Source organism: Mucilaginibacter defluvii, from assembly GCF_039543225.1.
Classification (GTDB): domain Bacteria; phylum Bacteroidota; class Bacteroidia; order Sphingobacteriales; family Sphingobacteriaceae; genus Mucilaginibacter; species Mucilaginibacter defluvii.
In genome coordinates this window covers 1,248,470-1,262,381 of sequence record NZ_BAABJI010000002.1, presented here as the reverse complement: position 1 = coordinate 1,262,381, position 13,912 = coordinate 1,248,470, and the positions used below count along the sequence as shown (strand labels likewise).

Here is a 13,912-nt window from a genome sequence, read left to right as displayed (position 1 = left end):
ATTTTACACACTATCCATGGCCGATTGTCAGTTACCCGTAATAACCTGGTTACAGATTACAGCCGCTTGCGGTTATATTTCGGCTTTAAGGTTTAATAACTACTTTAGTGGTATGAAGTATGTGAAACTTTTAGCAGTTGTTGCCGTAGTTGCAACTATTATATCGTGCCAGCAAAAAGGTAAAAAAAACGATGTGCCTGTTGTTGGCTTTGTTGATGCTTTTGAAGATGCCACTATTGCACAGGCGCGTACCGGTTTTACGGATGCGCTGAAAAAGGGCGGTTTTAGTGAAGACGCGCATACCGTAAAAATAGAATACCGTAATGCGCAGAACGATATACCCCAATTAACGCAAATTGTAAATTATTTTGTTAGCCAACCGGTGGATGTGGTGGCTACGTCAACCACATTGTCCACTGTCACGGCGTTGCAAAAAAGTAAAACTATCCCGGTATTCGCTATGGTATCACCCGTGCCCGAGCGGATGAAGGTGCTTGATGCGAGTGGAAAAGCGCCGGCAAATCTGTTTGGCGCGTTGGAAGACCTAAACTATATCGATACGTCATTTTCTATCATTCCGCATATACTAAAACCTAAAGCGGGAGCTAAGTTGGTTGTAGGCATGATCTATAATCAGTCCGAACCACAATCGGCAGATGCTATGGAGCGCATAAAAGGTTTGGCTGCTAAACTGAACGTTAATCTGGTAGCATTGCCGCTAAATAATTCGTCAGAAGCATCGCTGGTAACGCAATCATTGCTGGCTAAAGGTATCGACGCTTTTTTTGCTAACCCGGATAATACCGTGTTTGCTGCCTTCGAAACCATTAAAAAAAATTGTGACGCTAAAAATGTACCTATCTTTACCAGTGAAGCTGGTTTGGTACAACGCGGCGCGGTAGCCGCTTTCGGGGCGGATATTTATCAATGGGGATACCAGGCCGGTGAACAGGCGGTGCAATATCTTAAAACACACAAAACCGACGGACTGAAGCCGGAACTGGTAAAAATCAGGAAGCGGGTATACAATGCTGATGTTGCTAAAAAGTATAAACTTACACTGCCATCAAACTTTGAAGCGATAAAATAAATGGATTTTTATCTCACCGCTCTATTGCAGGGTTTATGTTTCGCGGGTATCGCGCTTGGAATTTATATTTCCATGAAGATATTTAACATACCCGACATTACTACTGATGGCAGTTACACGCTTGGCGGCGTAGTTACTGCATTGCTACTTACGCATCAGCAACCGGTATACATTGTTTTACCTGCGGTGATTGTGGCCGGGGCACTGGCGGGCGCTATAACAGGATTAATTCATACGCGCTTAAAGGTAAACCCACTGCTTGCCGGGATATTGGTGATGACGGCACTTTATTCGGTCAACTTAACCTTGATGGGGCGCTCAAATATTCCGCTGATAGCTGTTAAAACCTTGTTTGATAAGCTGCCGTTACTGACTGACCCTAATGAAAATACAGGCGTTGTGTTATCGCTTGTTGTATTGTTAATTACTTTATTAATAGGTTATCTGCTAAAAACTGATTTCGGGCTGGCCATGCGTGCCACCGGTAACAGCGAAACCATGATACGCGCGCTTGGTGTTAATACCAATAACATGAAAATTGCCGGGCTTGCTTTAGCTAACGGACTAATTGCCCTCAGCGGCTACCTCATGACGCAATTTCAGGGTTTTGCTGATATTAATATGGGCATAGGTATTGTTATAACCGGGCTTGGGTCTGTTATCATAGCCGAAACAATTATTAACTGGCTACGCATTACCTCGGCATGGCTTAGCCAGGCATTGGTTATTGCCGGTGCCATAGCATTCCAAATGGTGCTGGCGGTAACGCTGAGCATTGGGGTTGATGCTAACCTGCTTAAACTGGTTACAGCCTTGTTTGTGCTGCTGATTGTTAGTCTGCCCCGTTTATCCCTTAGCAGAAATACATGATAGCGCTCAATTCAGTATATAAAACTTTTAATAGGGGTAAGGCAAGCGCGATTATCGCTATAAACAATGTTTCACTCAACATCGCTGCTGGTGAGTTTGTGGTTATTGTTGGCTCGAACGGATCGGGTAAATCAACGTTGCTTAATTTGGTAGCCGGCAGTGTTTATGCCGATGAAGGGACCGTGCAAATTGACGGCAACAATGTTACCCGTATGGCAGATCATCAGCGTAGCAAATGGGTGGCGCGGGTTTTCCAAAATCCGTTAAGCGGCACGGCTCCCGATTTAAGTATTATTGATAATTTCCGGCTGGCTGCTATTCGCACCAAGCGTAAGGGTCTGTCAGTTGGTGTAAACGCAGGTTTTATGGATAAGGTAAAAGGGCATATAGCCACTTTAGGCATGGGGCTTGAAAATAAACTGGAGCAACCTATGGGTACCCTTTCCGGAGGGCAACGCCAGGCGCTTACCCTGTTGATGAGTGTTATGGATAGTTGTAAAGTTTTGCTGCTTGATGAACCTACCGCGGCACTTGATCCACGCTCAGCCGAAACAGTAATGCGCACGGCAGATCAATTGATCCGAGATTTTAATCTCACCTCTATACTTATTACGCATAATTTAAAGGACGCCTATCAGTACGGTACACGGCTCATCCAGATGAATGAGGGCGCAATTGTGCGGGATGTTTCAGCGGAAGAAAAAAAGACGTTAACTCAAAACGATTTATTTAGCTGGTTTTCGTAAGCGTTAAAAAAATTGGCAAAGTTATTGTATCTGTCTGATTGCTATGAAGAACAATGATTTTACAACGATAAACGACGCTTACCAATTGGTAAAAGGTGCAAAAATAAAAGGCAAAAAACAGGACGAGGTTTTTGAGCTCGGTCATTATGACCCTAATAAACGCAGCTATACCGTTTATCCTTACGAAGAAGGAGTAATGTATAAGGATTTCAGCGTAATGGTATCTGAAAATGAGCTGAAAAATAATTACCTGATAGAGGCGGTTAAAAGCAAAGCAATTGACGCGGGTGTTGTAAACACTGCCGAACTTTTTGCTGATATAAATAATTTAAGGAGCGCTTAATAATTGAGCACTCTTAGAGTTTGTCATCCAGTGCTGTTGCCGGATGGTGTTTGTTGAGATGAGTGTTGTGATTGAGGGATGATTCGGCAAGCGCTGGTGACATTGTTACTGTTTGCGATTAATTAAATGCGATAATGTGCTCTATTAGAAGATGAGGTTGATTTATGTAGATGATTATGGGGATATGCTGATAAGTAAATCGCGAACCACAAGAAAAGGCGCCCGAATGGAGCGCCTTTTCTGTGTAATAACGTTTCGTTTAAGAAGCTCAATTAAACCGAGAAGCTTTCGCCGCAGCCACAGGTGCGGGTAGCATTCGGGTTATGAAAGTTAAAGCCTTTACCGTTCAATCCGTCCGAAAAATCAAGTTCTGTGCCGGCCAGGTATAAAAACGACTTCATATCCAGGGCCATGCGTACGCCTTTATCTTCAAAAAACTGGTCGCCTTTTTTCTCCTCGTTATCAAAATCAAGGTTGTATGACAAGCCCGAGCAGCCGCCACCCTGTACCGATACGCGCAGGAAGTATGAAGCATCAAGCCCGGCATCCTGCATCAAAGTATCAATTTTGCTTTTAGCTTTATCTGTTACGGTTACCATTTTTATAAATTCAAAAGTCCGGAAACAAGAGTTAAGAATCAGGAATTAAGAATTCAAGTATAAACTTTTTGATCTTATTTCTTAATTCTTAAAATCTCTAATTAGTGGTGTGATTTTTCTAATTCAATTGGCTCCAAACCATTTTTAACGCGATAATCGTTAATAGCGGCTTTAATAGCGTCCTCAGCTAAAACTGAGCAGTGAATTTTTACCGGTGGCAGGGCCAGTTCTTCAACAATATCCATATTGTCAATAGCCATAGCATCATCAATGCTTTTGCCTTTTAACCACTCGGTAGCTAATGATGACGAGGCGATAGCCGAACCGCAACCAAAGGTCTTGAATTTTGCGTCGGTGATGACGTTATTATCGTCAACCTCAATTTGTAAACGCATAACGTCGCCACACTCAGGGGCACCTACAAGGCCGGTACCTACTTTATGGCTGCTTTTATCTAATGTACCCACGTTGCGCGGGTTAGTGTAATGATCAATTACTTTATCTGAATATGCCATTTTCTTATAGCTTTTAAATTCTAAATTTTAATATCTAAATCCTAACAATCAAATCCGGAATCGAAAATTCCAATTCCGACATAATCTTAGTGTTCAGCCCACTCAATTGAGTTAAGGTCGATGCCTTCTTTAAACATTTCCCACAGTGGTGAAAGTTCGCGCAGGTGAGTAACCGCTTTTTTAGTTACCTCGATAGCGTAATCAACTTCCTCCTCGGTAGTAAAGCGGCCTAAGCCAAAACGTATCGAAGAGTGTGCCAGATCGTCTGATAAGCCCAGGCTTTTCAGTACGTATGACGGCTCAAGCGATGCCGAAGTACAGGCCGAACCTGATGATACCGCCAAATCTTTCATGGCCATCATCAAACCTTCTCCCTCAACGTATTTGAAAGAAATGTTGGCTACGTGTGGCAAACGGTGTTGTGTGTTACCATTTACATAGCTTTCTTCCAACTGGCTTAATGATGCTTCGAGTTTATCGCGCAATGCTGATAAACGTTGAGCTTCTGAATCCATTTCTAAGCGGGCAATTTCGCAGGCTTTACCCAAGCCAACTATACCCGGTACGTTTAACGTGCCTGAACGCATACCGCGCTCGTGGCCACCGCCATCCATTTGGGCTGTAACCTTAACACGCGGGCCTTTACGGCGTACATATAAAGCGCCTACACCTTTAGGGCCATACATTTTATGGGCTGAAAGTGCCAATAGGTCAATACCGTCAGCATTTACGTCAACCGGAATTTTACCTACGGCCTGCGTAGCATCAGTCATAAACAGGGCGCCATGCTTGTGGGCTATGGCTGCAATTTCTTTTACAGGCTGTATAACGCCGATCTCATTATTACCGTACATGATCGATACCAGGATGGTTTCGGGCGTGATGCTTTGCTCAAGCAGTTGCAGGTCAATCAAACCGTCCTCTTTAACAGGCAGGTAAGTAACCTTTCCGCCAAGTTTCTCAACATGTTTACAAGCATCAAGCACAGCTTTATGCTCGGTAACCGCGGTGATGATGTGGTTGCCTTTCTCCTTATACATCTCAAAAACACCCTTGATAGCCAGGTTGTCTGACTCGGTAGCGCCCGAAGTGAAAATGATCTCCTTCTCGTTAGCGCCGATCAATTTGGCTACCTGCTCACGGGCATAATCAACACCCTCTTCGGCTACCCAGCCAAAGTGGTGGTTACGGCTCGCGGCATTACCAAATTTCTGAGTAAAATATGGTATCATAGCTTCAAGCACCCGTGGGTCAATGGGTGTTGTAGCGTTGTTATCTAAATAAATCGGTAAGTTCATTGTATCAGTTTAACAATACAAAGATATACAAATAATTTATTTAAAATTGTTCGATAACTGTCATAAACGAGTGCGTAGGTATGCAATCATAACAGTGGTCAATAAGATATTTAAACCTTAAAAGGTGTAAGGAAAAGTAATGAATTTAAACGGTGGAAAACTTTTTACCTGAATGTTTTATAATCAAAATAAGATCACTATATTTGCGCCTCTTTTATAAGGAAAGTATAAAGTAATGAAAAAAGATCTGCATCCGTCAAACTATAGATTAGTGGTTTTTAAAGATATGTCTAACGACTATTCTTTCATCACTAAATCATGCATCGATACCCGTGAAACAGTTAAATGGGAAGATGGTAACGAGTATCCGTTAGTAAAATTAGAGATATCACACACTTCACACCCTTTTTATACCGGTAAGATGAAGTTGGTAGATACTGCCGGTCGTATCGACAAATTCCGTACGCGTTACGCTAAAAAGTAATCGCTTATTTAAAATATTTATAAGTCCCGGCTTAGCAGTCGGGACTTTTTTTATTTTTGCGCCATGGCAATTATCCTGTTTGACGATAACGCACAAAATACCTTATTACCACTAACCTATACACGCCCTGTTGCCAACCTGCGCACAGGTATACTTACTATTGATGAAAAGTGGGGTAAATACTTTAACCGCACTTATTCATACTATACCCGCGATTATCTGCAGGCTAAGTTCCCGCTTGAAATACAAAGCGAGAATATTTTTATAAACGGCTCGGTTTGCCCGGATGAATACCTGACCGAAGCAATTGATAAACTGGCAGAAGGGGAAGCTTTAAAGGCTGGACATATATTGATTGCCGTAAAACTTAATGAAGCCGACGCTAAAAACTTCACTCCAATTGGCATTTTTGGTAAAGTTACAGAACATACCGAGCGATTTAATTTTATTAAACATCCCGAGGATATTTTCAGAATCAACGCGTTAGAGCTTAAAAAGGATTTCGCATTGTTAACAAAAGGGCGTACCTCAGCATCTATCAGTGCTACCAATACTATCATTGGCGCTAACGACCAGTTTTTTGCGGAAGAAGGTGCCGTAGCCGAATGCTCCACCTTTAATACCAATAACGGCCCCATTTACCTGGCGGCTGACACTGAGGTTTGGGAAGGTACTAATATACGCGGCGGGTTTGCGCTGTGCAGTAACTCGCAGGTTAAAATGGGTACCAAGGTGTATGGTGCAACCACTATCGGTCCGCACTCGCGTGTGGGCGGCGAGATTAACAATGCCGTGATTTGGGGCTATACTTCAAAAGGCCATGAAGGTTACTTGGGCAATTCTGTTTTAGGCGAGTGGTGCAACATCGGTGCCGACTCTAATAATTCCAACCTGAAAAATAACTACGCAGAGGTTAAGCTGTGGGATTATAACACCCAGCGTTTCCGTAAAACCGGGTTGCAGTTTTGCGGCCTTATTATGGGCGATCATTCAAAATGCGGCATTAACACCATGTTTAACACAGGCACAATAGTAGGCGTGAGTGCTAACGTATTCGGCGCGGGCTATCCACGTAATTTTGTGGCCGATTTTTCGTGGGGCGGGGCGCAGGGTTTTGAAACTTACGGACTAAAAAAAGTATTTGAAACTGCCGAGAGGGTTTTTGAAAGAAAAGAAGGCCGCGACTTTAACCAGATTGAAAAGGATATACTAACAAACGTTTTTGAACTAACTGAACCGTTCAGGCGTTTTTAATTGTAATACATAACATAAAATATCATGAGAAAAAAAATTGTTGCCGGTAACTGGAAAATGAACCTCGATTATAATGAAGGTTTGAGTTTATTTTCAGAGGTTATCAACATTATAAAAGATGAAATAACCGGTACACAGGAAGCCGTGGTTTGCAGCCCGTTTATTCACCTGCACAGCTTGGTACAATTGGCTAAAGGTTATAATAAAGTATCGGTTGGCGCGCAAAATGCACACCAGGCTGAGAGTGGCGCTTACACCGGCGAGATATCTGCCAAACAAATAAAATCTGTAGGGGCTGAATATGTTATCCTTGGCCACTCAGAGCGCCGCCAGTATTTTGGCGAAACTAACGAGTTGCTGGCCAAAAAAACTGATACTGCATTAGCTAACGGTTTAAAGCCTATCTTCTGCATTGGTGAAACTTTGCAGGAGCGTGAAGCTGAAACGCACTTTGAGATCATCAAATCGCAGCTGGTTGAAGGTATTTTCCATTTAGATGAAGCATCATTCGGCAAGTTAGTTATCGCTTACGAGCCGGTTTGGGCTATTGGTACAGGTGTAACTGCAACGTCAGAGCAGGCGCAGGAGATACACGCATTCATCCGCCAGGAGATAGCGGCTAAATACAGCCAGGCTGTTGCCGATGCAACTACGATACTTTACGGCGGTAGCTGTAACCCTAAAAATGCTGCTGAATTGTTTGCGCAGGCAGATATCGATGGTGGCTTGATCGGCGGTGCATCCCTTAAATCGCGCGATTTTGCCGACATTGTTAAGGTGTTTAATTAATATTTGGATGTGAGACTGTAGATATGAGATTTGAGAAAAGGAATTAACCCCTTTCCTGATCTCATATCTAAAATCTCATATCTCACATCTGTTCCACAAAAATGGATTATTACGAAATAGATTTTACCCTTGCCGCTGCTGAGGATTATCAGCGCGATTTGCTGATTGATGCTATGGCCGGTTTGGGTTGCGATACTTTTGAGGAAACGGAAGCAGGCTTTAAAGCTTACATTCAATCTGCTGACTTTGATGAAGAAGGACTGGAAGAGCAGCTTGCGGCTTATGAAGGCATGCTTGATTACACTTACCAAGTGAACCTTATTCCACAAAAAAACTGGAATGAAGCTTGGGAAAGCAACTTTGAGCCGATAGAAATACAGGATAAAATATTTGTGCGGGCTACTTTTCATGAGCCTCGTGCGGAGTTTCCCTATGAGATAGTGATCGACCCGAAAATGGCTTTTGGTACCGGGCATCATCAAACCACATCCATGATGCTGGAGCTGATGCTTGACGAGTATTTTGCGGGTAAGCAAGTGCTCGATATGGGCTGCGGAACCGGAATACTGGCCATCATGGCTTCAAAGCTTAGTGCAAATGATATAACAGCTATCGATTACGACCCGGTTTGTTATGATAGCACTTTGGAAAATGCTACACTGAACAACGCAAATAACATTACTGCGCTTTGCGGCTCTAAAGAGGCAATACCGGATGCTTTTTATGATGTAGTGCTGGCCAATATAAACCGTAATATACTGCTCGATCAAATGGAGCGTTATGCCGAGGTGTTAAAACCGGGTGGAGTAATATTCTTCAGCGGATTTTACGAAACGCCTGATCTGGATATCATAAAGGAAGCCGCGGCTTCGCGTGGCTTAATATATGACAGGCACTTGGAGCGTAAAGATTGGGTGGCTGCACGTTTCGTAAAAGGTTAATTTTCGTTAAAACTTAAATATTATCAGTTTAAACAAATATATTTTTGTTTATTTGCTCACCATCTTCAAATTATAATTATAAATGAGGGTTCATTTTATTGCGATAGGGGGGAGCGCTATGCACAACCTCGCCATCGCCCTGCATAAAAAAGGATTTAACGTAAGTGGATCTGACGATCACATATTTGAACCCTCAGCCTCACGCCTGGCTAAGTACGGCTTACTGCCCGAACAGGAAGGATGGTATCCCGAAAAAATTACTACCGAACTTAATGCTGTAATATTAGGCATGCATGCCCGTGTGGATAATCCTGAATTATTAAAAGCGCAAGAGCTTGGCATAACCATCTATTCCTATCCCGAATATATATACGAGCAATCAAAAAATAAGCTACGGGTAGTGATTGGCGGCAGCCATGGTAAAACATCTATCACCTCCATGATACTGCATGTGCTACAGCACGAAGGCATGCAGTTTGATTACCTGGTAGGTGCGCAACTGGATGGCTTTGAAACCATGGTTGGTTTAAGCGATGCGCCTGTTATTATTATTGAGGGTGATGAATACCTGGCCTCGCCGATTGACAGACGTCCTAAATTTCATATTTACAAGGCCAACATTGGCGTTATCAGCGGTATAGCCTGGGATCATATCAATGTATTCCCAACCTTTGAAAACTATACCGATCAGTTTAAGATCTTTATTGAAACCATTCAGCCCGGCGGCGCGCTGATTTATTGTGATGCCGACCCGGTGTTGCAACACACCGTTGCCGATACAAATACCGGTGTTGAAAAGCACGCTTATAACCTGCCGAAATTTAACATCGAAAATGGGGTTACAAATATTATTTTTGATGGTAATATTTATCCTCTACAGGTTTTTGGCGAGCATAATTTATTAAATATTCAGGCTGCCCAGCAAGTGTGCGCGCAGTTAGGTATCGCACCGCAAAACTTTTATAAAGCAATTTCATCTTTTAAAGGTGCAGCACGCCGACTTGAACTGTTAGGTAAAACAGATAACGCGAATATTTACAAGGATTTCGCACACTCGCCATCAAAGTTAAAAGCTACCATACAGGCAGTTAAAGCGCAATTTGAAGGGCGAAAGTTAATTGCGGTTATTGAGCTACATACGTTCAGTAGTTTGAATAAAGATTTTTTGAATGAGTACGCAGGTACAATGAATGAAGCCGATGAGGCTATTGTATTTATTGATAAACGCACTTTTGCTCAAAAAAATATGGATCCATATAGCGAAGTGGTAGTAAAAAGTGCATTTGCGCGGCCTGATCTCATATTTTTTGATGAGCCAAAACTATTATTAAAATACTTGGAAGATATTAATTTAACTGATGCTAACCTTTTGCTAATGAGTTCAGGAAACTTTGGCGGTTTGGATTTAGTGCTGTTGAAAAATAATTTATTAAAATTATAATATTGTATTAGTATTTAATAAAAAATTATTATAACTTTATTAACTATTGAGAAAACCCGCACCCTTAATTGAACAATAAAAAAAATGAAAACACTGGGAAAAAAAATCAGGCTGCTACGCCATCAAAAAGGATGGAGCCAGGAAGATGTTGCAAAAAAATTAGACATATCAATTCCCGCATTTTCAAAGATTGAAACCGGTATTACTGATATCAACCTTTCAAGGCTTGAGCAGATCGCTACCTTGTTTGAAATGTCGGTAGTACAATTGCTTACGTTTAACGATACTCAAGAAGAGCAAAAATTCGCGAGTGAGCTTGAGAACATTCACAAAAAGCTAACCGAACGCGAAACCGAAGTTATTGATCTCCAGAAAAAGGTGATCGAGCTTTTTGAAGAGCTTCGCCTTAAAAAAGTAACAGCATAATAAAAACCCGGCCATGCCGGGTTCTTATTTATAATCGTTGTCAGGCTTAAACAAAAACCCGGTTGTCAGAGTAATTATCTCTGAACTCGTTTGGCGTACAGCCTTTCTTGTTTTTAAATGTGCGGTTAAAGTTGGCCATATTATTAAAGCCGCATTTATACGCGATTTCCGACACGGAGTGCGTAGTATCAATTAACATGCGCGAAACATGGCCCAGCCTGATCTCGTTAAGGCTGCTTATAAAAGTTGACCCGGTGCGCTTGCGGATAAACCTGCTGAAAGACGCGCTTGGCATATTCGCAATTTTCGATACATCATCAAGCGTAATCTGCTTACTGAAATTAGCGTTCATGTATTCAAATACGCGCTCTATCCTCCGGCTGTTATAGTTATCCTGTTTATGCAGAAAGGTAGCGTCTGACAGGGTTTTGTAATCACGCGCTAACGATAGCTCATTGAAAATGGCGAACAGCTCAAGTATCGAATCAAACCCGGCCTGTTTGTTCAAAGCAAGTATCCGCGGCGCAATATGCTCAATGGTCTTGCGCGAAAACATCACCCCCTTTTTCGAGGCGTCAATCATATTCCTTATGAAATTCAGCTGGTTCCGTTTCAAAAAGCGGTCATCCATCAAATCCTTATGAAACTGTATAGTCACCTCCGTAATCAACGGGCTTTTGCAGTTATGCGTAAACCAGCCATGCGGCAGGTTGGGGCCAACCAGCACTAATTCCATATCTGTAATCTCATCAATATGATCGCCAACTATGCGTTTAGCGCCGGCGGCGTTCAAAATCATATTCAGCTCCATCTCTTCGTGGTTATGAAGCGGGAAGTTAAACTCCTGTTTCTCTCTAGTAAATATGGTGAAACAGTCGTTCTGCGTCAGGGGAGTAATCTCCCGCGAAACATTCTTGAACATAGTTAAGGGTTATAATTGTTATCGCAATATAGTTAAAAAACTATTAATTAAAATATTGCATCAAAAGGTGTAGGTATTGGCATAACGTATCGTCCACAATGCGCTGGCGCATCTTAATCTAAACCTGATTGTCTTTTTATCATATAAAAACCCTGTATTCACTGTTGTTTTGAGCGCTTTATACCATGTTTGGTTAAAATAATATTAAATGCCTTGTGTCGTCTCCGCTACTTTTGGTATGAGATTTACGATCAGGTAAAAAGGTTTTTTAATACGGTGTTAAAGCAATAAATTACCGCTACTTATGCCCGCGCGAGCCGGGCAGCCAATTTTATAAACGCTTATTGCAATTTTAATGAAGTTACAATTACTTGATGTATTGATACTGCTGAGTTACCTGATAATGATGGTGCTTATTGGCTGGTATTATCGTAAAAAAGCACGGCTTAATAAAGATAGCTATTTGATGGGTGGTAAAAAACTACCCTGGTACATGCTCGGCTTAAGCGATGCATCGGACATGTTTGATATTAGCGGTACCATGTGGATGGTATCGTTATGCTTTGTATACGGATTCAAAAGCATCTGGATACCCTGGCTTTGGCCGGTTTTTAACCAGGTGTTTAATATGATGTTTATGGCCAAATGGCTGCGCCGCTCAAATGCCGATACCGGTGCCGGTTGGATGGCTACGCGGTTTGGCGAGAGCGGTACGGGCGTAAAATCATCACACGCCATTATGGTAGCATTCGCGCTCATAGGTTGCCTTGGATATCTGGCCTATGGTTTTGTTGGGCTGGGTAAGTTCGTAGAGATATTTATCCCCTGGAATGTGGTTGAGCCCTATATTCCTTTTACTGTACCGCCGGAGTATGTGGCACATTTTTATGGTATCATATTTACCCTCTTCGCTATGTTCTATTCCATTTTGGGCGGAATGCACAGCATAGTGCTTGGTGATGTAATTAAATACGCAATCATGACGGTTGGTTGTATCGCAATTGGGGTAATTGCCATGCATCATTTGCAGGGCCAGCAGGTAAATGTACCACGCGGATGGAGCGACCCGTTTTTTGGCTGGAAGTTGAATTTAGACTGGAGCCATATCGTGCCAGATGCAAACAAAAAAATAGCTGAAGATGGTTTTGGCCTGTTCACAGTATTTTTTATGATGATGATATTCAAGGGCATTTTCGCCAGTATGGCTGGTCCGGCGCCTAACTATGATATGCAGAAGGTGTTGTCGTCACGTTCGCCCAAAGAAGCTTCAAAAATGACCGGCTTTGTAAGCATTATACTATTGCCCATACGTTACACCATGATTATCGGGCTTACTGTTTTGGCGCTTTTATATTACAATCAGTTAGATGTGCAAACCACCAACGGAACCGATTTTGAACGCATATTACCCGCTGCTATCAATAATTTTTTACCTGTCGGTATTCTTGGTTTGGTGGTAACCGGTTTGTTGGGCGCTTTTATGGGCACCTTTTCAGGCACGCTGAATGCGGCGCAGGCTTATGTGGTAAATGATATCTATCTGAAATACATAAATCCTGATGCATCTACTAAAAAGATCATCACCACAAATTATATAACCGGGGTAGTAGTAGTATTTATTGGAGTTGTGCTGGGCTTTTTTGCAAAAGACGTGAACTCTATTTTACAATGGATAGTGGGTGCACTTTATGGCGGATACATAGCAGCCAATGTACTTAAGTGGTATTGGTGGCGATTTAATGCCAGTGGCTTTTTCTGGGGTATGGTATCGGGTATTGCAGCTGCTTTGATATTCCCCTTTGTTTTTACAGGCTTACCGTTATATAACTGGCCGTTATTGTTTTTGATTTCAATCATCGGGTCAATAGCCGGAACATACGCGGCACCGCCTACTGACGAGAAGGTACTGAACACTTTTTACAGCACTGTAAAACCATGGGGTTTCTGGAAGCCGGTTCATGATAAGGTACTACAGCTGGATCCGTCATTCGTGCCTAATAAACGCTTTAAGCTCGACATGTTCAACGTGGTGCTGGGCATAATAGCGCAACTGTTGCTCACCCTGTTACCAATGTATGTAGTAATGTGGATGAAGCTACCCTTACTTGTTACCGTTGCTTTACTGGCTGTTATTATAGTGGTGCTTAAAAAAACCTGGTGGAACAAACTGGAAGATTAATACTGAAACTCGCAA

The 13,912-nt window shown here is 42.3% G+C and carries 15 protein-coding genes; 11 read left to right on the top strand and 4 right to left on the bottom strand.

Annotation, left to right across the window (positions count from 1 at the left end; translation table 11 throughout):
* Positions 1-112: 112 nt before the first annotated feature.
* Genes ABD960_RS11690 through ABD960_RS11675 form a run of 4 tightly spaced genes read left to right on the top strand, consistent with a single transcriptional unit; the run spans position 113 to position 3,049 of the window.
* Positions 113-1,090 (top strand): ABC transporter substrate-binding protein, encoded by a 978-nt coding sequence (locus tag ABD960_RS11690; protein ID WP_345331335.1) that lies wholly within the window; start codon positions 113-115, stop codon positions 1,088-1,090.
* Complete coding sequence (locus ABD960_RS11685; RefSeq protein ID WP_345331334.1) at positions 1,091-1,960, top strand: ABC transporter permease; 870 nt, start codon at positions 1,091-1,093, stop codon at positions 1,958-1,960.
* On the top strand, positions 1,957-2,706 hold the full coding sequence (locus ABD960_RS11680; RefSeq protein ID WP_345331333.1) for an ABC transporter ATP-binding protein: 750 nt from the start codon (positions 1,957-1,959) through the stop codon (positions 2,704-2,706). The genes ABD960_RS11685 and ABD960_RS11680 overlap by 4 nt, the downstream gene beginning before the upstream one ends.
* A 43-nt stretch (positions 2,707-2,749) precedes the next feature.
* On the top strand, positions 2,750-3,049 hold the full coding sequence (locus ABD960_RS11675; protein WP_345331332.1) for a hypothetical protein: 300 nt from the start codon (positions 2,750-2,752) through the stop codon (positions 3,047-3,049).
* 272 nt (positions 3,050-3,321) lie between these two features.
* On the opposite strand, the gene ABD960_RS11670 is transcribed toward ABD960_RS11675, so the two are convergent.
* The 3 genes from ABD960_RS11670 to ABD960_RS11660 form a co-directional block, all read right to left on the bottom strand.
* The gene (locus tag ABD960_RS11670; RefSeq protein ID WP_345331331.1) at positions 3,322-3,648 is read right to left on the bottom strand and encodes a HesB/IscA family protein; all 327 of its coding nucleotides are present in this window, start codon (positions 3,646-3,648) and stop codon (positions 3,322-3,324) included.
* A 101-nt stretch (positions 3,649-3,749) separates the two neighbouring features.
* A complete protein-coding gene (gene iscU, locus ABD960_RS11665; protein WP_194102048.1) occupies positions 3,750-4,163 on the bottom strand; it encodes a Fe-S cluster assembly scaffold IscU in 414 nt (137 codons plus the stop codon).
* Positions 4,164-4,249: 86 nt separating this feature from the next.
* Complete coding sequence (locus tag ABD960_RS11660) at positions 4,250-5,461, bottom strand: IscS subfamily cysteine desulfurase (protein ID WP_345331330.1); 1,212 nt, start codon at positions 5,459-5,461, stop codon at positions 4,250-4,252.
* 235 nt (positions 5,462-5,696) lie between these two features.
* Between ABD960_RS11660 and ABD960_RS11655 the strand changes: the two genes are divergently transcribed.
* The 6 genes from ABD960_RS11655 to ABD960_RS11630 all read left to right on the top strand — a co-directional run bounded on the left by ABD960_RS11655 (position 5,697) and on the right by ABD960_RS11630 (position 10,796).
* Positions 5,697-5,945, top strand: a complete 249-nt coding sequence (locus ABD960_RS11655) for a type B 50S ribosomal protein L31 (RefSeq protein ID WP_294795251.1) — start codon at positions 5,697-5,699, stop codon at positions 5,943-5,945.
* 63 nt (positions 5,946-6,008) lie between these two features.
* On the top strand, positions 6,009-7,199 hold the full coding sequence (locus tag ABD960_RS11650; protein ID WP_345331329.1) for a putative sugar nucleotidyl transferase: 1,191 nt from the start codon (positions 6,009-6,011) through the stop codon (positions 7,197-7,199).
* A gap of 24 nt (positions 7,200-7,223) precedes the next feature.
* Entirely contained in the window at positions 7,224-7,988 is a 765-nt protein-coding gene (tpiA, locus tag ABD960_RS11645; protein ID WP_345331328.1) for a triose-phosphate isomerase, read from the top strand.
* 101 nt (positions 7,989-8,089) lie between these two features.
* Positions 8,090-8,929 carry a 50S ribosomal protein L11 methyltransferase gene (gene prmA / locus ABD960_RS11640; RefSeq protein WP_345331327.1) on the top strand — a complete coding sequence of 280 codons (840 nt, stop codon included), beginning with the start codon at positions 8,090-8,092 and terminating at the stop codon, positions 8,927-8,929.
* A gap of 82 nt (positions 8,930-9,011) precedes the next feature.
* Positions 9,012-10,370: a UDP-N-acetylmuramate--L-alanine ligase gene (locus ABD960_RS11635; RefSeq protein WP_345331326.1), complete on the top strand. Its 1,359-nt coding sequence runs from the start codon at positions 9,012-9,014 to the stop codon at positions 10,368-10,370.
* 84 nt (positions 10,371-10,454) lie between these two features.
* Entirely contained in the window at positions 10,455-10,796 is a 342-nt protein-coding gene (locus ABD960_RS11630; protein WP_194102040.1) for a helix-turn-helix domain-containing protein, read from the top strand.
* Positions 10,797-10,842: 46 nt separating this feature from the next.
* On the opposite strand, the gene ABD960_RS11625 is transcribed toward ABD960_RS11630, so the two are convergent.
* Positions 10,843-11,718 (bottom strand): AraC family transcriptional regulator, encoded by an 876-nt coding sequence (locus tag ABD960_RS11625; RefSeq protein WP_345331325.1) that lies wholly within the window; start codon positions 11,716-11,718, stop codon positions 10,843-10,845.
* A 355-nt stretch (positions 11,719-12,073) separates the two neighbouring features.
* Here ABD960_RS11625 and ABD960_RS11620 point away from each other — a divergent pair, with 355 nt between their 5' ends.
* Complete coding sequence (locus tag ABD960_RS11620; protein WP_345331324.1) at positions 12,074-13,897, top strand: sodium:solute symporter family protein; 1,824 nt, start codon at positions 12,074-12,076, stop codon at positions 13,895-13,897.
* Positions 13,898-13,912 lie beyond the last annotated feature (15 nt).